The organism is Salmonella sp. SAL00672, from assembly GCF_046552175.1.
Classification (GTDB): domain Bacteria; phylum Pseudomonadota; class Gammaproteobacteria; order Enterobacterales; family Enterobacteriaceae; genus Salmonella; species Salmonella enterica.
Genome location: NZ_JBGDUQ010000009.1, coordinates 145,060 through 164,619 on the forward strand (window position 1 = coordinate 145,060; position 19,560 = coordinate 164,619).

Genomic DNA, 19,560 nt, shown 5'->3' on the forward strand with positions numbered 1-19,560 from the left:
AATACACTGGAGATTTATCATGAATACGTTGACTGCAACATCTGTTGTCCTTCCTGCGCCGCGTCCGGCGATTAATCAGGGTATCGATATCAATAATGAAATGGTGCTTAACCATACCGCTATTTATGAAAATTGCCTTGCGCAGGTCACGCAAGAGAATACGGTAGAAAATGCGCTCATGTTGTTAGACCCTTACGGCACGGCGCCTTTAAGCGCTTATGCCGGGGTCTGGAGTCTGGAACCGGCTGAGATCATGGTCACGGTCCAGGATGCGGCAAAAACGGCGATGCCGATAGAACATCTTTACACCCTTACGCCAGGCGCAAATCTGTTACCGGTTCTGGGGCTGGTAGCGGAGACTGAAAACCATATTGTCTTTTCTCAGGCAGATACGCCACTTGCCGTCTATACGCTCACCACACAGCCGCTACCGCCGGTAGATTCCGCGGAAGTCGTATTAGGTTTTCCGATTATCAACGTGACGCAACCTGCTACCGATGCGGACAAGATGGCGCCAGGGTTTTATTTTATTACGCATTTCGATCGCTATAATTACGCATTAGATCAGAATGGTCTGGTGCGCTGGTACGTTACTCAGGATTATCCGTCTTATAATTTTGTTCGAATTGATAATGGCCATTTTCTCACTACTTCAGAAGCGAAAAATACCTATCTGGATATGTATGAGTTCGACATGATTGGGCGTCTTCACACATTCTATAATCTCGATAACCAATTTCACCATTCTATCTGGCCGTGGGACAGTAATACCATTGTTGCGCCCTCTGAATATACCTCGGGTCGGCCCGACGATTTGAAAACCAATGAAGACGGCGTATCGGTTGTCGATCTGACTACCAGGCTGGAGACCGCTTACTACGATATGGCGAAAGTGCTGGATACGACGCGGGTTTCCCGTCCTTCAGGTACGGCGCCGGGAGAAGACCCGACGGTTAAAGACTGGCTGCACATAAACCAGAGCTACGTGAATGAGACGAATCAGTTGTTAATTGCGTCCGGGCGTCATCAGAGCGCGGTGTTTGGCGTCGATCTGCAAACGCAAGCGCTACGCTTTATTTTGTCAACGCATGAAGACTGGGACGACGCTTATCAGCCTTATCTTTTAACCCCGGTCGACAGTGAGGGTGTGGCGCTTTACGACTTTAGCAAACAGGAGGATATCGACGCGGCCGACCGTGACTTTTGGACGTGGGGCCAGCATAACGTCGTTGAAATCGCCAATAATACGCCGGGTATAGTGGAGTTTATGGTATTTGATAACGGTAACTACCGTTCACGTGATGACAGCAAAAGCCTGTTACCGCCGGATAACTACAGCCGCATTGTCCATTTCGTGGTGAATATGAATGAGATGACCGTTATGCGGCCATTTGAATACGGCAAGGAGCTGGGCGCGCGTGGCTACAGTAGCTGCGTTAGCGCGAAAGAGATCCAGCAGAATGGCAATATTGTGGTGCATTTTGCCGACTGCACGTTTGATGAAAATGGCCGCGCCATCTCTTGCCAGCCTGGCGAGAGCGATATTATCGATCCGCAGGCGGGCAGCGAGGCGATGGGGCTGCTAATTTTACAGGAGATTGCGCCTACGGAGAAAACCGTGCTTTTTGAAGCGACCATGACGTCAGGTTACTACAAAAACGCGGAAACGAACGGGGAAGGCTATCGCTACGATATTACCAGTTTCCGGGTGTATAAAATGGATCTGTACGCGTAGCGGTCTATCATCAATGACTGACTGCACTAAAAAAGTCCGGCGTAAGTCGGACTTCATTTCGTAAAAAACGAGCTATTCATCATATATAATCTAATTTTAACGATGAGTCAGGCGAGGTAAGATAGTAGATCCGAAGAATTCACCTGATTGAGAGAATAAAAAGTGAAACATCTGCACCGATTTTTTAGCAGCGATGCCTCTGGGGGCATCATTCTCATCATCGCCGCTGCGCTGGCTATGCTGATGGCCAATATGGGCGCGACCAGTGGATGGTATCATGATTTTCTGGAGACGCCGGTTCAGCTACGGGTTGGGGCGCTTGAGATCAACAAAAACATGCTGTTGTGGATCAACGATGCGCTGATGGCCGTGTTTTTCCTGTTGATTGGCCTGGAAGTTAAGCGCGAACTGATGCAAGGCTCGTTAGCCAGTCTGCGCCAGGCCGCTTTTCCGGTGATTGCCGCCATCGGCGGGATGATTGTACCGGCATTGCTCTATCTGGCCTTTAACTACTCCGATCCGGTCACTCGCGAGGGCTGGGCTATTCCTGCCGCGACGGATATCGCCTTTGCGCTGGGCGTGTTGGCGCTGTTGGGCAGCCGGGTTCCGCTGGCGCTGAAAATTTTCCTGATGGCGCTGGCGATCATCGATGATCTCGGCGCCATCGTTATTATCGCACTGTTTTATACCAGCGATCTTTCTATCGTCTCGCTGGGCGTGGCGGCGTTCGCGATTGCCGTGCTGGCGCTGCTGAACCTGTGCGGCGTCAGACGGACTGGGGTATATATTCTGGTCGGGGCAGTGCTGTGGACGGCGGTACTGAAGTCCGGCGTTCACGCGACGCTGGCAGGCGTCATTGTCGGCTTCTTTATTCCGCTGAAAGAAAAACACGGACGCTCGCCGGCCAAGCGTCTGGAGCATGTTCTGCACCCGTGGGTCGCGTACCTGATCCTGCCGCTCTTCGCTTTTGCGAATGCCGGCGTTTCTCTTCAGGGCGTCACGATTGACGGTCTGACCTCCATGCTGCCGTTGGGAATTATTGCCGGTCTGCTGATTGGTAAGCCGCTGGGGATTAGCCTGTTTTGCTGGCTGGCGCTGCGTTTCAAGCTGGCGCATCTGCCGCAGGGGACCACTTATCAGCAAATCATGGCGGTCGGCATTTTGTGTGGCATTGGCTTTACGATGTCCATCTTTATCGCCAGCCTGGCATTTGGCAATGTCGATCCGGAACTTATTAACTGGGCGAAATTGGGCATTTTGATTGGTTCATTGCTCTCCGCAGTGGTGGGGTATAGCTGGTTGCGCGCGCGTTTGAACGCGCCGGCATAATCAGTACGAAGGAAAGGGGGAGCGATGTATCGCTCCCTTGCGACATTGAACAGGGAGAGGAATGAGCATGTCTCATATTAACTACAACCATCTTTATTACTTCTGGCATGTCTATAAAGAAGGTTCTGTCGTGGGTGCCGCAGAGGCGCTTTTTCTGACGCCGCAAACCATTACTGGTCAAATTAAAGCCCTGGAAGAGCGTTTACAGGGGAAGCTATTTAAACGTAAGGGACGCGGTCTTGAACCCAGCGAACTGGGCGAGCTGGTTTTTCGCTATGCGGACAAAATGTTTACGCTAAGCCAGGAGATGCTGGATATCGTCAATTACCGCAAAGAATCAAACCTGTTGTTTGATGTCGGCGTCGCCGATGCTTTATCCAAGCGTCTGGTCAGCAGCGTTCTGGATGCGGCGGTGGTGGTAGACGAACCCATACATCTGCGTTGCTTCGAGTCCACGCACGAAATGTTGCTCGAACAGCTCAGCCAGCACAAGCTGGATATGATTATCTCCGACTGCCCGATAGATTCCACGCAGCAGGAGGGGCTATTCTCAGTCAAAATCGGCGAATGCAGCGTCAGTTTCTGGTGTACGAATCCGCTTCCTGAAAAAGCGTTCCCTGCCTGCCTGGAAGAGCGACGGTTGCTGGTGCCGGGACGGCGCTCAATGCTGGGGCGTAAGTTGTTGAACTGGTTTAATTCACAGGGGTTGCAGGTTGAGATCCTCGGTGAATTTGATGATGCGGCCTTAATGAAGGCGTTTGGCGCGACGCACGATGCGATTTTTGTGGCGCCGAGCCTTTATTCGCTGGATTTTTATGCCGATGAGTCGGTAATAGAGATTGGGCGCGTGGAGAATGTCATGGAAGAATATCATGCGATTTTTGCCGAGAGAATGATCCAGCATCCGGCGGTGCAGCGTATTTGCAATGCGGACTACTCGGCATTGTTTAAACTACAGTAGACGTACCTACCGTAATACTTCCGGCTGCGGTATTAACCCGCAGCCGGAATCATTCTACAAGTTCAGCAGGCTACGGTACTGCCCACCTTCGCGGATAAACACCGGAATTCTGTTCAGTGGCGTAGCGTAATGCAGCGTCTGCCCTCCTGAATAGCTTTCACCAGTCGCAAGATCCGTCCATGTTTCCCCTTCTGGTAGCCAGACATCACGTTCGCGCATACCTTCATGCATGACGGGGGCGATCAGCAGGTCAGGACCAAAACAATACTGGTCGGTGATTGCCCAACTTGTTTCCTGTTCGGGGAATTCAAAGAACAGGGGGCGCATCACTGGCGAATTGTGCTTATGGGTTTCCTCCATCAGCGCTTTGATATAGGGCTTGAGTTTTTCTCGCAACGCCAGGCAACCTGTCAGTACCTCGCATACTTCCTCACCATAGCTCCAGACCTCGTTCGGCGCACCTGTAGGGCATTGAGCAATGCCATCCCGGTACGGTTGCGCGGGTAAAATCTGCGGATCGCGGTTGCCGTGCAGACGCATCACCGGACTAAAGACGCCCCACTGGAACCAGCGAATTAGCAATTCATGGAATTTCGGGTCGTGAATATTACCGCCATGGAAACCGCCGATATCCGTCGTCCACCACGGTATCCCTGCTATTCCCATATTGAGTCCGGCGGCAAACTGGTTGCGCAGCGATCTAAACGAGGAGTGAATATCCCCTGACCAGACCAGAGCGCCGTACTTCTGACTGCCGGCCCAGGCGCAGCGTAGCAGGTTGATAACCTGGTCTTCGCCATCGGCTTTCATGCCGTCAAAAAAGGTTTTAGCGTACATACGTGGGTAGATATTGCCCACTTCCAGTACCGGCCCGGCATGGTAGCGATAGTTGTCGTAGTCGTAAACGCTGAACTCAGGTTCGGCTTCATCTAACCAGAATAACTTCACGCCTTTATCGTAATAGTTGCGTTTGGCTTTGCCCCAGACGTAGTCGCGCGCGCCCGGATGAGTCGCATCAAAGTAAGTAGTATTGCCGAGGAAATCCATATTGATCGGCAAGCCACGTTCCGTTTGTACCAGCCAGCCGTTTTCGCGCATCTCCCGATAGCTTTCGGTACGGTTATCCACCGTCGGCCAGACGGAGACCATCAGCTCAATTCCCAGCGATTTCAGCTCGGCAATCATGGCATCAGGATCGGGCCAGTCGCGCGCATCGAACATCCAGTCACCCTGATTCGGCCAGTGAAAGAAGTCGATAACGATCACTGAGATAGGCAGATTGCGGCGCTTATATTCGCGGGCGACCTCCAGCAGCTCTTCCTGCGTACGATAACGGAGTTTGCACTGCCAGAAGCCCATGGCGTAGTCCGGCATCATCGGCGGCGTGCCGGTAGCCAGCGCGTAAGCCCGGCTAATTTCTGCCGGGGTATCGCCAGCCGTGATCCAGTAGTCTAACTGTTCGCTGACCTGCGCTTCCCATTCGGTAACGTTTTGGGCAAAGGTTACGCGTCCGACTGCCGGGTTGTTCCATAAAAATCCGTAGCCCAGACTAGAGAGCATAAACGGTACTGAGGCCTGGGAGTTACGTTGCGCCAGCTCAAGCACGCATCCTTTGAGATCCAGGTTGGCCTGTTGATACTGCCCCATGCCATAAATTTTTTCCCCTTCGGTGGCTTCGAAGCGGGCTTTCAGTGAATATTTCCCACCCTGAATCGGGCGGAACTCGCGTCCCTCAAGGTTGAGTGCGCTGACGTACTGGCCGTGAGATGATTCATCCTCGCCAATTTCGCCCCGCAGGCGCCAGAACTCCTGCAACAGTGGTTTGTGTGGATGGCGGTAAAAGGTAACTTGTCCTTTTTGATTGACGATAGCGATAATTTTGCCGTTGGTCAGCGTTGCCTGGTGGTGCTCATAATCAATGTGGCACTGGCTTTCTGCGACTGGCTCAGTCAATGCCCAGTCTTCATTTCTCATTACCGGCAGATGACGGCCGCTGCGTACGCGCAGGCTGTTCTCGCCCCAGGGTTCAATCCATAAATAGCGATCGTTTTGCTGCCAGACCAGACGACGCGGGTCTTGTTGCATAAATGGCATGGTGGTGCCTCCCATATTCGAGGGTGAAGGTAAAGAACGTTATGAGTTGACGGTTTCCAGATCGTGGCGAATCTTCTCTTCCATCGCTTCGTATTTGCGAAAGAAAAGTAGTGGGATCGCTGCGAGCGCGAAGAGTAGGGCGGGTGCCCAGATAAAGGCCCAGATAATGCCCTCCAGACCCGCAGCACTCTGGGCATGGTTGGGGACATAGCCAAAACTGTTCATGATCCAGGCGGCGAAAGCGGTGCCGAGGCCACTACCCATCTTGATGCAGAAGGTGCTGCCGAAGGCGATAAGAATGCCGGTAGCCTTAATACCGGTCTTCCAGGCGCCGAAATCAACGGCGAAGCCCAGCATGGCAAATGGCATTGAGCAGGCGATACCGCTGCCGATATTGCCGAGTATCCAGGCGGCGATGAGGAAAGTAATGTTGTCCGCTGCCAGCCACATCATGACGCCGCCAAACGTGGCGACCAGCAGACCGCCTACCCATATCCAGGTTTTAGCCAGGTATTTGCTAAAGAAGGGGATAGCGATGATAAACAGGATCTGAATCGTCGCCAGGCTGTTAATCAGCGGTACCAGATCTTTACGGTCGAGGTTGTAGGTCAGATAATAGACAATGGTCGTGTTGCGCTGCTGTAGGGCAATCCAGAAGATCAGATTAGCCAGCACCATCAGGATCCACGGCCAGTTACCTTTCATCGCCGCGAAACTTTTTTTCATCGGCAACTTAGGTTCATGCTGTATTTTATCCGTATCCATTTCACGAATGTTTTTAAACGCAAAGAGCGTTAGCGCGCAGGATATAATGGCAAACGTAATTGCCGTATAAATAAAACCAGCGTGATCATCACCGTTACCTAAAAAAGCGACTAACGGCAAGGCGGTCGCGTTCATTAATAAAACCCCAATTTGCCCACCGGTCATTCGCCAGGAATTTAAAACCAGTCTTTCTTTGGGAGATAAGGTCATCAGGGGTAATATTGCACTGAGTGGTGTATTAAGTCCGGTAAATAGAATGCTGGCAATCATATAAGATATTGCTGCATAGATGGCTTTTCCTGTCATACTGATATCAGGAGACCAAAATGACAGTGCGCTGAATACCGCAAAAGGCAGCGGTAACCATAAAAACCAGGGACGACATTTACCGTAGCGTGAACGTGTTTTATCGATGATGATCCCCCATATGGGGGCGTCTATGCCATCGATAATACGCGCCAGCAGCAGGATAACGCCTGCTACGGCAAGGCTAATGCCCGCAACGTCTGTGTAGAAATATAAAATGTACGTTGAACCGAAGCAGTACAGCAGATTACCCGCCACATCCAAAGAGCCGTAGCTAATACGCTGTAGTAAAGACAATGATGCTGACCCGGAAGGCTGGGTATCCTCAATGACAGAACTCATAATGATAACTCCGATATTGGTACGATACGCCCAGAAAAACAACCTCTACTTTCTAAGCAAGTTTTGAATATTATTTTTATGTCGTTTTTGAATTTAACCTCAGATTAAAATGAGTAAGTAAGGTGTACATGAAAAGTAGTTAACCCGACGGCATCAATCAATTATTAAATCTTACATCAGGATTGCGTTTATTAGTTTTTGAATGAGCGATGTTTTTATTTGCTAAGGTGGTCACAGTTTTTTCAGTAATGAAATAAGAAAAGGAAAACAGTGAAAGAAAATAACTTTCAAGTATTACGTGACTAAGGGAGGGGTAGCTGAAAAAATAGGCTGGTCAGGAAGAGCGTGAACGAGTGAGGTCAGAGCCAGCGGTTGTCGAGCAAAACGGCAGATAGCAGGCATAAAAAAACCCGCTTTACGCGGGTTTTTCTACAAAGCTGATAACAAGCAGGCGATTAAGCCAGTTTGTTGATCTGTGCAGTCAGGTTAGCTTTATGACGTGCAGCTTTGTTTTTGTGGATCAGACCTTTAGCAGCCTGACGGTCCACGATCGGTTGCATTTCGTTAAATGCTTTCAGTGCAGCAGCTTTGTCGCCAGCTTCGATAGCTGCGTATACTTTCTTGATGAAAGTACGCATCATAGAGCGACGGCTTGCGTTGTGCTTACGAGCCTTTTCAGACTGAACGGCGCGCTTCTTAGCTGATTTGATATTAGCCAAGGTCCAACTCCCAAATGTGTTCTATATGGACAATTCAAAGGCCGAGGAATATGCCCTTTTAGCCTTCTTTTGTCAATGGATTTGTGCAAATAAGCGCCGTTTAAATTGCAGCACTCGTTGCGTAGTGATGGCGCAGGATTCTACCAGCTTGCGTGCTGTGAATACAGCCTTTCCATGAGAAAAATTGCATTAAGCGGCGGGTTTTGGGGCGGAGTTTGCCGCATGGCGATGAAAAGCATCTTCTTTATGTTTCCTCAGGGCAATAGTCGGTTAACCTTGACCGCTGTACAAGGTATACTCTTGCGATTTTCACTGTTTTGAGTCAGACATGAAGCTGATACGCGGCATACATAATCTCAGTCAGGCCCCGCATGGGTGTGTGCTGACCATTGGTAATTTCGACGGCGTACATCGGGGGCATCGCGCTCTACTGCAGGGTTTGCAGGAAGAAGGGCGCAGACGCGGTCTGCCGGTGGTGGTCATGATTTTCGAACCGCAGCCGCTGGAGCTGTTCGCGACGGATAAAGCGCCCGCTCGCCTGACGCGCCTGCGTGAAAAACTGCATTACCTTGCGCAGTGCGGCGTGGACTATGTGCTGTGCGTGAAATTCGATCGCAGCTTTGCCGCTTTGACGGCGCAAACGTTTATCAGCGAACTGCTGGTGGAGCGACTTGGCGTGCAATTTCTTGCCGTCGGCGATGATTTCCGCTTTGGTGCTAGCCGCGCGGGCGATTTCTTGTTATTACAGAAGGCGGGGGCGGAGTATGGTTTTGCGGTTTCCAGCACCCAAACCTTTTGTGAAGGCGGCGTGCGTATCAGTAGTACCGCAGTGAGACAGGCGCTGGCGGAAGATAACCTGGCGCTTGCCGAAAGTCTGCTGGGACATCCCTTTACTATTTCCGGGCGTGTCGTTCATGGCGACGAGCTGGGACGTACCATTGGCTTCCCGACGGCGAACTTACCGCTGCGCCGTCAGGTCTCCCCGGTCAAAGGGGTCTATGCGGTGGAAGTCACCGGGCTTGGCGATAAGCCGTTACCCGGCGTAGCGAACATTGGCACTCGTCCAACGGTGGCTGGCGTGCGTCAACAACTGGAAGTGCATCTGCTGGACGTTGTAATGGACCTCTACGGTCGCCATATAGATGTAATACTGCGTAAAAAGATACGTAATGAGCAGCGATTTGCGTCGCTTGATGAGCTAAAAGCGCAAATCGCACGCGATGAGTTAACGGCCCGCAAGTTTTTTGGGCTAGCCGGGCAGGTGTAACCCTGACGGTGTTTATCAAACCGAAATACGGAACCGAGAATCTGATGAGTGACTATAAATCGACCCTGAATTTGCCGGAAACAGGGTTCCCGATGCGCGGCGACCTCGCCAAGCGTGAACCGGGAATGCTGGCGCGTTGGACCGATGATGATCTGTACGGCATCATTCGTGCGGCCAAAAAAGGCAAAAAAACCTTCATTCTGCATGATGGCCCTCCATATGCGAATGGCAGCATTCATATTGGTCACTCAGTTAACAAGATTCTGAAAGACATTATCGTGAAGTCCAAAGGGCTGTCGGGATTTGACTCGCCTTACGTGCCGGGCTGGGACTGTCACGGTCTGCCTATCGAGCTGAAAGTCGAGCAGGAGTTCGGTAAGCCGGGCGAGAAATTCACCGCCGCTGAATTCCGCGCCAAGTGCCGCGAATATGCCGCCACTCAGGTTGACGGCCAGCGTAAAGACTTCATTCGTCTGGGCGTGTTGGGCGACTGGTCGCATCCGTACCTGACCATGGACTTCAAAACCGAAGCCAACATCATCCGCGCGCTGGGCAGAATTATCAAAAACGGTCATCTGCACAAAGGCGCTAAGCCGGTGCACTGGTGCGTTGACTGCCGTTCCGCGCTGGCGGAAGCGGAAGTTGAATATTACGACAAAACTTCACCGTCTATCGACGTGGCGTTCCGCGCCGTCGATCAGGATGCGGTGAAAGCGAAGTTCGGTCTGCCGGGCGTGAGCGGCCCTGTGTCGCTGGTTATCTGGACCACCACGCCGTGGACGCTGCCGGCTAACCGCGCCATCTCCCTGGCGCCGGACTTTGATTATGCGCTGGTGCAGATTGACGGCCAGGCGGTGATTCTGGCGAAAGATCTGGTTGAAAGCGTCATGCAGCGTATTGGCGCGGCTGAATACACCATTCTCGGCACCGTTAAAGGCGCGGAGCTGGAACTGCTGCGCTTTACCCATCCGTTTATGGGCTTTGACGTGCCGGCGATCCTCGGCGATCACGTCACCCTGGACGCCGGTACCGGCGCGGTACATACCGCCCCTGGCCACGGCCCGGATGACTACGTGATCGGCCAAAAGTATGGCCTGGAAACGGCTAACCCGGTTGGGCCGGACGGCGCTTACCTGCCAGGCACATATCCAACGCTTGACGGTGTTAACGTCTTCAAAGCGAACGATATCGTTATTGAACTGCTGAAAGAAAAAGGCGCGCTACTGCATGTCGAAAAAATGCAGCACAGCTATCCGTGCTGTTGGCGTCACAAAACGCCGATCATTTTCCGCGCGACCCCGCAGTGGTTCGTCAGCATGGATAAAGAAGGGCTTCGTCAACAGTCCCTGAAAGAGATCAAAGGCGTTCAGTGGATCCCGGACTGGGGTCAGGCGCGTATTGAATCAATGGTCGCTAACCGTCCTGACTGGTGTATCTCACGTCAGCGTACCTGGGGCGTACCGATGTCGCTGTTCGTGCATAAAGAAACGCAGGAGCTGCTGCCGATTGAGCGTACTCTGGCGGCGATGGAAGAGGTGGCGAAACGCGTCGAAGTTGACGGTATCCAGGCGTGGTGGGATCTCGACCCGAAAGAGATCCTCGGCGAAGATGCCGATCAATACGAGAAAGTTCCGGATACGTTGGACGTTTGGTTTGATTCCGGTTCCACCAGTTATTCCGTGGTTGATGCGCGTCCGGAATTCGCCGGTCACGCTGCCGATATGTATCTGGAAGGCTCTGACCAGCATCGCGGCTGGTTTATGTCCTCCCTGATGATTAGCGTGGCGATGAAAGGCAAAGCGCCATACCGCCAGGTACTGACTCACGGCTTCACCGTCGATGGTCAGGGGCGCAAGATGTCCAAGTCCATCGGTAACACCGTGTCGCCGCAGGATGTGATGAATAAACTGGGCGCGGATATCCTGCGTCTGTGGGTAGCGTCTACTGACTATACCGGCGAAATGGCGGTCTCTGACGAAATCCTGAAACGTGCTGCCGACAGCTATCGTCGTATCCGTAATACCGCGCGCTTCCTGCTGGCGAACCTCAATGGCTTCAATCCGGCCACCGATATGGTCAAACCGGAAGAGATGGTTGTGCTGGACAGGTGGGCGGTGGGCTGCGCGAAAACGGCGCAGCAAGAGATTCTGAAGGCATACGAAGCTTACGACTTCCATGAAGTGGTACAGCGCCTGATGCGCTTCTGCTCCGTTGAAATGGGTTCGTTCTACCTCGACATCATCAAAGACCGCCAGTACACCGCGAAGGCTGATAGCGTCGCGCGTCGTAGCTGCCAGACTGCGCTGTATCATATCGCAGAAGCGCTGGTTCGCTGGATGGCGCCGATCATGTCCTTCACGGCTGATGAAATCTGGGGCTACCTGCCGGGCGAGCGTGAAAAATATGTCTTCACCGGCGAATGGTACGACGGGTTGTTTGGCCTGGAAGAGAATGAAGAATTTAATGACGCATTCTGGGACGATGTCCGCTATATCAAGGACCAGGTCAACAAAGAGCTGGAAAATCAGAAAGCCAATGGCATCAAATCGAACCTGGAAGCAAAAGTGACGCTGAAATATGCTGACGATGCTAACGGTACGATCAAGAAGCTGAAACTGTTGGGCGAAGAGGTCAGATTTATCTTCATTACTTCCCAGTTCGTGATTTCTGAGCAAGCGGGGGGTATTGATGATGAAAATATTCAGTACAATGCTGGTAATACGACAGTTCAGGCAGTGGTAACGCGTGCCGAGGGTGATAAGTGTCCGCGCTGCTGGCACTACACTACTGATGTCGGCAAGGTGGCGGAACATGCAGATATCTGCGGACGCTGTGTCAGCAACATCGCCGGTAATGGCGAACAACGTAAATTTGCCTGATGAGTAAACCACTCTGTTCAACAGGACTACGCTGGCTATGGCTGGTAGTAGTCGTGCTGATTATCGATTTGGGCAGCAAATACCTGATCCTCCAGAATTTCGCTCTGGGGGATACGGTAGGGCTGTTCCCGTCGCTTAATCTGCATTATGCGCGTAACTACGGCGCGGCTTTTAGCTTCCTGGCGGATAGCGGCGGCTGGCAGCGCTGGTTCTTTGCCGGGATTGCGATAGGGATCTGCGTAATTCTTTTGGTGATGATGTATCGCTCGAAAGCGACGCAGAAGCTGAATAATATCGCTTATGCGTTAATCATCGGCGGCGCGCTGGGTAACCTGTTCGACCGCCTGTGGCACGGCTTTGTTGTCGATATGATCGATTTTTACGTCGGCGACTGGCATTTCGCGACGTTCAACCTTGCCGATAGCGCGATCTGTATCGGCGCGGCGCTGATAGTACTGGAAGGTTTCCTGCCGAAAAAGCAGGCGTAAGATAATGCCGGATGGCGCTACGCTTATCCGGCCTACAATCCGTTGTAGGCCCGGTAAGCGTAGCGCCACCGGGCAATCGTTACGCCAAACGTATAACAATAATCGTCATTCCAACGTCGTAAGATAAAAGGCTGTCCCTGCATGTCTAACTCGATTCAAAGCAATAGCGCGGTGCTGGTGCACTTCACCCTGAAACTGGATGATGGCTCAACGGCGGAATCTACCCGCAATAACGGCAAGCCAGCCCTGTTCCGTCTTGGCGATACCTCGCTTTCCGAAGGTCTGGAGCAGCAGCTTCTGGGGTTGAAAGAAGGGGAAAAGAAAGCGTTTTCGCTGGAGCCTGACGCCGCGTTTGGCGTCCACAGTCCGGACTTGATCCAGTATTTCTCGCGCCGTGAGTTTATGGCGGCGGGCGAACCGGAAGTCGGGGCGATTATGCTTTTTACCGCAATGGATGGCAGCGAAATGCCTGGCGTGATTCGCGAAATCAACGGTGACTCGATTACCGTTGATTTTAACCATCCGCTGGCCGGGCATACCGTTCACTTTGATATTGAAGTGCTGGAAATCGATCCGGCGCTGGAGGCATAAACATGCAGATCCTGTTGGCCAACCCACGCGGTTTTTGCGCCGGGGTAGACCGCGCTATCAGCATTGTTGAAAATGCGCTCGCCATTTACGGCGCGCCAATTTACGTTCGGCACGAAGTCGTGCATAACCGCTATGTAGTGGACAGCCTGCGCAAGCGCGGGGCGATCTTTATAGAGCAAATTAGCGAAGTGCCGGATGGCGCCATTCTGATCTTCTCCGCTCATGGGGTTTCCCAGGCGGTGCGTAACGAGGCGAAAAGCCGCGATCTTACCGTTTTTGACGCCACCTGCCCGCTGGTGACGAAAGTCCATATGGAAGTGGCGCGCGCCAGCCGTCGCGGTGAAGAATCTATTCTCATCGGCCACGCCGGGCACCCGGAAGTGGAAGGCACCATGGGCCAGTACAGCAACCCGGAAGGGGGGATGTACCTGGTGGAGTCGCCAGAGGACGTCTGGACGCTGAATGTCAAAAATGAAGGCAAGCTCTCCTTCATGACGCAAACCACGCTTTCCGTGGACGATACGTCCGATGTGATTGATGCGCTGCGTAAACGCTTTCCGAAAATCGTCGGCCCGCGCAAAGACGATATTTGCTATGCCACTACCAATCGTCAGGAAGCGGTGCGGGCGTTGGCGGAGCAGGCTGACGTGGTGCTGGTGGTCGGCTCGAAAAACTCTTCTAACTCTAACCGGCTGGCGGAACTGGCCCAACGGATGGGAAGAACCGCGTTTCTTATCGACGATGCGGCGGATATCCAGGAGGCGTGGGTGAAAGAAGCCGCCTGCGTCGGCGTCACTGCTGGCGCTTCCGCGCCGGATATTCTGGTGCAGAATGTTATTGCGCGTCTGCGCGAGTTTGGCGGCGGCGAAGCCGTCACGCTTGAGGGGCGCGAAGAAAATATTGTTTTCGAAGTGCCGAAAGAGCTGCGTGTGGATGTTCGTGAGGTCGAATAAGATTTCATAATTCAGAAATCTGCCTGATGACGCTACGTTGACCAGATCTTAAGAATTTCTTTTGATATTCAATGTGCGACAGGAAAAATAAGGCGTAGTCGTCATCCGTTGCTAATGCCCCACCTTTTTGCTATTCATCTGAAAAACCAGCACAATCGTTGCTGGTTTTTTGGTTGTAATGCCTACAGGGATAAGGGAAATGGGCAAAATAAAATATGGATTGCCAACGTTACTCGCCATCGGCTTTTGGATGGACGCAACAAGCGCCACGGTGCTGGAGCTACCTGCCTGGGAGCGAAACTATACCGGGACTATCGCGGGGAAACCGGTAAACGTTAATATCACGCGATTTGGTAACTCTCTTAATGGGTATTACTGCTATGAACCTTGCAATCAGCACAAGGCAGTGATTGTTCTACGCGGCTCACTCCAGGATAAAGAGGTGCATCTTGAAGAACGCGTAAAGGCGCTTTCGGGTTACTGGAATGCGGAAATCTCCAGCAGTGAGATTAAAGGCGAATGGACGTCCGCAGATAAAAAACGACATTTTCCTGTTGCCCTTATCTATTACAAACCTAAAAACTCCCCTGATATTGTGCTGGTCACGAACACGAATGATGCAGGGGGTTACGACCCTTCCAAAGAGATTGATTGCGGCAATACGCCGGCCATTTCGGCGATAAAATTATACCGTGATGGTAAACTCATACAGACCTTAGATACCGCCTCGGTGGGCACTTGTAGCCCGTTTATGCCTCAATGGGGGGATGTCAATTTTGATGGCTACCCGGATCTATCGATTGTAACAGAGTTACTTGCTGGGCCGGATGCTCCAGTACAAACATGGCTCTATGACCCCGCCAAACAGCGTTATGTTGATGCGCCAGCGTCTTATCAGGAAATCACTTCACCAGAGATCGATGCTGAACATAAACAGATTGTCAGCTATTGGCGCGGCGGTTGCTGCAGCCATGGCGTCAATGTGTATCGTTGGAAAGGAAAAACGATTGAACTGATCGATCGCGGTGAAAGCTACTTTCAGCCTGTGATCAGTAAAGGCAAAATGTATAACTGCTACATGACACCTTCCTACGCTGATGGGCGTATTATTTATCCGCTAGTACGTAAAAATGGTCATTTGACGCCGCCTCTTAGCCTTGATGGGACGTGTCAATCTTTTTGGCTAACCGGTAATGTTCGTACCGTAATTCAGGCAGAAAAACCCGGCGCTGAGCCCGAATCGCTTGAGATTCAGTGGCAGGAAAACAAAGCATCGCCAGGGCGTTTTTGCCCATTAGTTCCGTTTGTCGAAGGTGATAAGCTAAGTCCGCGTCTGGTGACGGATGACGATGTGCCTGATGCCTGTATCAGTCGCGCTGAGTATGAAGATATAAAACAATAGGTCAGGAGAGCATTAATGACAGCATCCCTACACATTATTCTTGATACCGATCCGGGCATTGATGACGCGGCTGCGATTGCCGCCGCGCTGTTCGCCCCCCAGCTTGATCTGCAACTAATAACCACCGTCGCAGGCAATGTTTCCGTTGAAAAAACGACCCGTAATGCGTTGCAGCTTCTGCATTTCTGGAACAGCGATATCCCACTTGCCCAGGGGGCCGCGACGCCGCTGCTGCGTCCGTTACGCGATGCGGCATACGTCCACGGCGAATCCGGTATGGAAGGCTATGATTTTGTCGACCATCAGCGCCAACCGTTGGCGAAGCCTGCGTTTATCGCTATCCGGGATGTGCTGATGAACGCCCCGGAGCCCATGACATTAGTGGCGATTGGGCCATTGACCAATATTGCGTTGCTACTGATGCACTATCCGGAGTGTGCGTGTAACATTCGCCGTCTGGTGTTGATGGGCGGTTCCGCAGGGCGCGGCAATTTTACGCCTAATGCTGAATTTAACATTGCTGTCGATCCGGAGGCCGCGGCGCTGGTGTTCCGCAGCGGTCTGGAGATTGTGATGTGTGGGCTTGATGTCACGAATCAGGCAATGCTCTCGCCAGATTTTCTGAATAAACTGCCTGCGCTGAATCGCACCGGTAAGATGTTGCACAGCCTGTTCAACCATTATCGCAGCGGTAGTATGCGCACTGGCGTCCGGATGCACGATCTCTGTGCGATCGCCTGGCTGGTGCGTCCGGAGCTTTTTACCCTGCAATCCTGTTTTGTGGCCGTAGAAACGCAGGGGGAATATACCGCAGGCACGACGGTCGTTGATATTGAAGGGCGTCTGGGGCAGCCCGCCAACGCGCAGGTGGCGCTGGCGCTGGATGTGGACGGTTTTCGTCAGTGGGTGGCTGAGGTGTTTGCCTATGCGCCGTAATTACATGTTGGCGCCATAATCTCATACTTTGCCGCGATAGAGTCTCTCCGGCCTGCCCACTTTCCCGTAGCTGATCTCCGCTTCGAGAAAGTTATTTTTCACGCCTTGTTCCAGATAGCGTCGGGCAGTGGTTTTACTGCTGCCCAGAATTTGCGCCAGAGTGTCTGCTGTATGTACTGCCTGCGGGTCGGCGAATATTTGTCGTACCCGGTTGAAGGTGTTTTCATCAATTCCCCGCAGTCCGCTATTCGGTTCTGCGGTTTGTTCTTTGGCCTGGATATTAAATAAGGCATCAACGTGCGTCTGGTTTGCCTGCTCACTGGAACGTAACGAACTGCGGTAACGGGTGAACCGCTCCAGGGTATGCTGCAGGCGCTGATAATGTACCGGCTTAATCAGATAATCGAATACGCCCATGCGTAAGGCATCGCTGATGGTATCCATATGATTGTCGGCGGTAATGAAAATAATTCGCCCCGTGTAGTTGGTGCTGATGGTATGACGAATTAAATCGATCCCTTTGCCATCGGGTAAAAAATTATCCAATAGAATTAACTGTGGTTGATAGAGGCGTATTTGCTTCTTTGCACTTTCCAGTTTGTCTGCGATGCCGACGATTGAAAACTGGGGAAAAAGCTTGATGGTGTCCACCAGGATTTCCGCTAGCATCGGTTCGTCTTCAACGATGAGTGTCGTAATGCTATCCATGTTATTCTTCTCTGGTAAAAGGGATATAGAGGGTAAAAATGGTGCCAAAAGGATTATTGTTATCGACGATAATGTCGCCATTGGCCTGCTTGACGTAGCTGTGCACCAACCATAATCCAATTCCGTGATCGCCGTTGTTGTGGGTGGTCACTCCACGCTCGAAAATATGCTGGCGGATATTTTCGTCAATACCACATCCCTGATCGGCAACTTCAATAATGACTTCATTACCTTCGCTATTGATCAGGCACTCAATCTGTCGCGAGCCTTCACTATTGAGCAGGGTAGCGTTATAGGCGTTGTCCAATAAATTGCCAACAATCGAAATCCATTCATTATGCGAGAGCGATGACGGCAGGTGTTCAACAAAGCTTGAAGGATCGAAAATCAGCTCCAGCCCCAGCTCTTTTGCCCGATAATATTTACCGATTAATAGCCCCGCAAGGTGGTGGTCGCGGAAATTATGGGAAATAAAATCGAGTACTTTCTGGTGGCTTTCCGACTGCTGCTGAATCAGCGCCAGCGCATTATCGTAGCGCTTCAGGAACAGCAGTCCGGCAATGGTGGAAATAAGGTTGCGATGCTCATGCTGCACGGCGCGCAGGTTATCGGCGTATTGCCGCACCTGACTTAACTGCAGGCTGAGTGTATTGATATCGTCTTTGTTGCGAAAGCTAATAACCCAGCCCTGAGGCTGGTTGTCAATAATGACCGCCATGCGACTGGCGATGACTTTCATTTGGTTAAAGGTGACGATCTCATCTTTTTTGTTTTTTTGCGGCGCATCGTAAAAGAAGGCCTCCGGCAACACGACATGGTGGATTGCATAGCCAATGAGTTCAGATTCCGGTTGGCTCAGATTCAATAAGCGGCGAGCCGTTTGGTTAATGGCGGTAATACGGTGATGGGAGTCAATGGCGATCAACCCTTCAAATACCGACTCAAATAACACGCTTTGCTGAATTAATAGTTGTGAAAGCTGCTGCGGCTCCATGTTAAGCATCTGCTTTTTAATATGCAGCGAGAAGCGGCGGGCACAGTACAACAGTACCAGCAGCAGTAACGCCATCGGGAACAGCAACGAGCTGATTTGTAAGTTAAGCCAGCTCTCCAACTGTTCCAGAGTATAGCCGACGGAAACAATACCGATGACTTTACCGGTACTGTCCTGAATCGGGGATTTACCACGTAGGGAAGAGCCTAATGAACCTTTGCGCACCGATACGTAGCTTTTAGCGTTATACAGCGCGTCGTCGCTATCGCCGCCCTCCATATATTTGCCGATCTCATCCGGGTTGACGTGATACAGTCGCTGACCTTTTTCGTTGCCAACGGTAATGTAAGTCGCATCCGAAAACGAGCGCATTGGGTCAATCAGCGCTTTGATGCGTGACAAATCATGCGCCTCTACGGCTTCAACTAATTCTGGCATAGCGGATATTTGCATTGCCTGAATAAGCGCACGTTGGCCCACCTGATAATGCAGGCGCTCTTTCGTGATATCGGTCAGATACCAGGTGATTGCCAGCATCACGATGGTGGATGTAAACAGGATCAGTAGAAATATCCGGTTTTGAAACGAGCGTCTGGCAAACCAGCGTGTAATTTCCCGTATAAACATATTGGTATTTAGATATTTAATTACGGTATTTTCTTGCATTCGGCATCACCGGAACCTGAACCAGTTCATACTTACTTTTCTTTCAGAAAAAATTTGGATGAAAATGGGATACGACATGCGTATCCCATCCACTATTACATCGCCAGCACGTACTTCAGCATCACGCCCGCCGCAATGGCCGAGCCAATCACCCCTGCTACGTTCGGGCCCATCGCGTGCATCAGCAGGAAGTTCTGCGCGTCCGACTCCAGCCCCACTTTGTTCGATACGCGTGCCGCCATCGGCACCGCCGACACCCCCGCCGAACCGATAAGCGGGTTGATTTTGTTCTTACTGCACAGGTTCATCAGCTTCGCCATCAACACCCCGGCCGCCGTCCCGATACCAAACGCAATCACCCCCAGCAGCAGAATGCCCAGCGTCTGCGGCTGCAGGAACTTATCCGCGACCAGCTTCGCGCCCAC

Annotated in this window: 17 protein-coding genes; 11 read left to right on the forward strand and 6 right to left on the reverse strand. The window is 51.9% G+C overall.

Annotated features, from left to right (window positions below; all coding sequences use genetic code 11):
• Window positions 1-19 precede the first annotated feature (19 nt).
• From ACLJTG_RS19090 to nhaR, 3 genes are all read left to right on the forward strand, one after another.
• Window positions 20-1,735 carry an aryl-sulfate sulfotransferase gene (locus tag ACLJTG_RS19090; protein ID WP_198898351.1) on the forward strand — a complete coding sequence of 572 codons (1,716 nt, stop codon included), beginning with the start codon at window positions 20-22 and terminating at the stop codon, window positions 1,733-1,735.
• Between the two features lie 162 nt (window positions 1,736-1,897).
• A complete protein-coding gene (gene nhaA, locus ACLJTG_RS19095; protein ID WP_000681340.1) occupies window positions 1,898-3,064 on the forward strand; it encodes a Na+/H+ antiporter NhaA in 1,167 nt (388 codons plus the stop codon).
• A 61-nt stretch (window positions 3,065-3,125) separates the two neighbouring features.
• Window positions 3,126-4,025 (forward strand): transcriptional activator NhaR, encoded by a 900-nt coding sequence (gene nhaR, locus ACLJTG_RS19100; protein WP_000062872.1) that lies wholly within the window; start codon window positions 3,126-3,128, stop codon window positions 4,023-4,025.
• A 54-nt stretch (window positions 4,026-4,079) separates the two neighbouring features.
• Here nhaR and ACLJTG_RS19105 read toward each other — a convergent pair whose 3' ends face one another.
• The 3 genes from ACLJTG_RS19105 to rpsT form a co-directional block, all read right to left on the reverse strand.
• A complete protein-coding gene (locus ACLJTG_RS19105) occupies window positions 4,080-6,119 on the reverse strand; it encodes a TIM-barrel domain-containing protein (RefSeq protein WP_079984467.1) in 2,040 nt (679 codons plus the stop codon).
• Window positions 6,120-6,158: 39 nt separating this feature from the next.
• Entirely contained in the window at window positions 6,159-7,532 is a 1,374-nt protein-coding gene (locus ACLJTG_RS19110) for an MFS transporter (protein WP_000099989.1), read from the reverse strand.
• Between the two features lie 455 nt (window positions 7,533-7,987).
• Window positions 7,988-8,251, reverse strand: coding sequence for a 30S ribosomal protein S20 (gene rpsT, locus ACLJTG_RS19115; protein WP_001518655.1), 264 nt, complete (start codon window positions 8,249-8,251; stop codon window positions 7,988-7,990).
• A gap of 105 nt (window positions 8,252-8,356) precedes the next feature.
• On the opposite strand from rpsT, the gene ACLJTG_RS19120 reads away from it, so the two are divergent.
• From ACLJTG_RS19120 to rihC, 8 genes are all read left to right on the forward strand, one after another.
• Window positions 8,357-8,572: a DUF2575 family protein gene (locus ACLJTG_RS19120; protein ID WP_001538903.1), complete on the forward strand. Its 216-nt coding sequence runs from the start codon at window positions 8,357-8,359 to the stop codon at window positions 8,570-8,572.
• A gap of 7 nt (window positions 8,573-8,579) precedes the next feature.
• The gene (gene ribF, locus ACLJTG_RS19125) at window positions 8,580-9,518 is read left to right on the forward strand and encodes a bifunctional riboflavin kinase/FAD synthetase (RefSeq protein WP_198898350.1); all 939 of its coding nucleotides are present in this window, start codon (window positions 8,580-8,582) and stop codon (window positions 9,516-9,518) included.
• A 44-nt stretch (window positions 9,519-9,562) separates the two neighbouring features.
• The gene (ileS, locus tag ACLJTG_RS19130) at window positions 9,563-12,397 is read left to right on the forward strand and encodes an isoleucine--tRNA ligase (RefSeq protein WP_001674865.1); all 2,835 of its coding nucleotides are present in this window, start codon (window positions 9,563-9,565) and stop codon (window positions 12,395-12,397) included.
• Entirely contained in the window at window positions 12,397-12,885 is a 489-nt protein-coding gene (gene lspA / locus ACLJTG_RS19135; protein WP_000042735.1) for a signal peptidase II, read from the forward strand. The genes ileS and lspA overlap by 1 nt, the downstream gene beginning before the upstream one ends.
• 141 nt (window positions 12,886-13,026) lie before the next feature.
• Entirely contained in the window at window positions 13,027-13,476 is a 450-nt protein-coding gene (gene fkpB / locus ACLJTG_RS19140; RefSeq protein ID WP_410959047.1) for an FKBP-type peptidyl-prolyl cis-trans isomerase, read from the forward strand.
• Between the two features lie 2 nt (window positions 13,477-13,478).
• Window positions 13,479-14,429 (forward strand): 4-hydroxy-3-methylbut-2-enyl diphosphate reductase, encoded by a 951-nt coding sequence (gene ispH / locus ACLJTG_RS19145; RefSeq protein WP_001166422.1) that lies wholly within the window; start codon window positions 13,479-13,481, stop codon window positions 14,427-14,429.
• A gap of 199 nt (window positions 14,430-14,628) precedes the next feature.
• A complete protein-coding gene (locus ACLJTG_RS19150) occupies window positions 14,629-15,831 on the forward strand; it encodes an XAC2610-related protein (protein ID WP_000516322.1) in 1,203 nt (400 codons plus the stop codon).
• A gap of 15 nt (window positions 15,832-15,846) precedes the next feature.
• A complete protein-coding gene (gene rihC / locus ACLJTG_RS19155; protein ID WP_000127279.1) occupies window positions 15,847-16,767 on the forward strand; it encodes a ribonucleoside hydrolase RihC in 921 nt (306 codons plus the stop codon).
• 21 nt (window positions 16,768-16,788) lie between these two features.
• On the opposite strand, the gene ACLJTG_RS19160 is transcribed toward rihC, so the two are convergent.
• The 3 genes from ACLJTG_RS19160 to ACLJTG_RS19170 form a co-directional block, all read right to left on the reverse strand.
• Window positions 16,789-17,475 (reverse strand): response regulator, encoded by a 687-nt coding sequence (locus ACLJTG_RS19160; protein WP_000377415.1) that lies wholly within the window; start codon window positions 17,473-17,475, stop codon window positions 16,789-16,791.
• A 1-nt stretch (window position 17,476) separates the two neighbouring features.
• Window positions 17,477-19,096, reverse strand: a complete 1,620-nt coding sequence (locus tag ACLJTG_RS19165) for a sensor histidine kinase (RefSeq protein WP_023216942.1) — start codon at window positions 19,094-19,096, stop codon at window positions 17,477-17,479.
• 134 nt (window positions 19,097-19,230) lie between these two features.
• Window positions 19,231-19,560 (reverse strand): sodium ion-translocating decarboxylase subunit beta (locus ACLJTG_RS19170; RefSeq protein WP_224894296.1); only part of this gene is annotated, 330 nt, incomplete at its 5' end.

Coding starts and splice junctions, on each gene's coding strand:
- rihC (WP_000127279.1), top strand. CDS start 15,847: ATGACAGCATCCCTACACATTATTCTTGATACCGATCCGGGCATTGAT.
- ileS (WP_001674865.1), top strand. CDS start 9,563: ATGAGTGACTATAAATCGACCCTGAATTTGCCGGAAACAGGGTTCCCG.
- lspA (WP_000042735.1), top strand. CDS start 12,397: ATGAGTAAACCACTCTGTTCAACAGGACTACGCTGGCTATGGCTGGTA.
- ACLJTG_RS19150 (WP_000516322.1), top strand. CDS start 14,629: ATGGGCAAAATAAAATATGGATTGCCAACGTTACTCGCCATCGGCTTT.
- ACLJTG_RS19110 (WP_000099989.1), bottom strand. CDS start 7,532: ATGAGTTCTGTCATTGAGGATACCCAGCCTTCCGGGTCAGCATCATTG.
- ACLJTG_RS19090 (WP_198898351.1), top strand. CDS start 20: ATGAATACGTTGACTGCAACATCTGTTGTCCTTCCTGCGCCGCGTCCG.
- ispH (WP_001166422.1), top strand. CDS start 13,479: ATGCAGATCCTGTTGGCCAACCCACGCGGTTTTTGCGCCGGGGTAGAC.
- ACLJTG_RS19105 (WP_079984467.1), bottom strand. CDS start 6,119: ATGCCATTTATGCAACAAGACCCGCGTCGTCTGGTCTGGCAGCAAAAC.
- fkpB (WP_410959047.1), top strand. CDS start 13,027: ATGTCTAACTCGATTCAAAGCAATAGCGCGGTGCTGGTGCACTTCACC.
- ACLJTG_RS19160 (WP_000377415.1), bottom strand. CDS start 17,475: ATGGATAGCATTACGACACTCATCGTTGAAGACGAACCGATGCTAGCG.
- ACLJTG_RS19165 (WP_023216942.1), bottom strand. CDS start 19,096: ATGTTTATACGGGAAATTACACGCTGGTTTGCCAGACGCTCGTTTCAA.
- nhaR (WP_000062872.1), top strand. CDS start 3,126: ATGAGCATGTCTCATATTAACTACAACCATCTTTATTACTTCTGGCAT.
- ribF (WP_198898350.1), top strand. CDS start 8,580: ATGAAGCTGATACGCGGCATACATAATCTCAGTCAGGCCCCGCATGGG.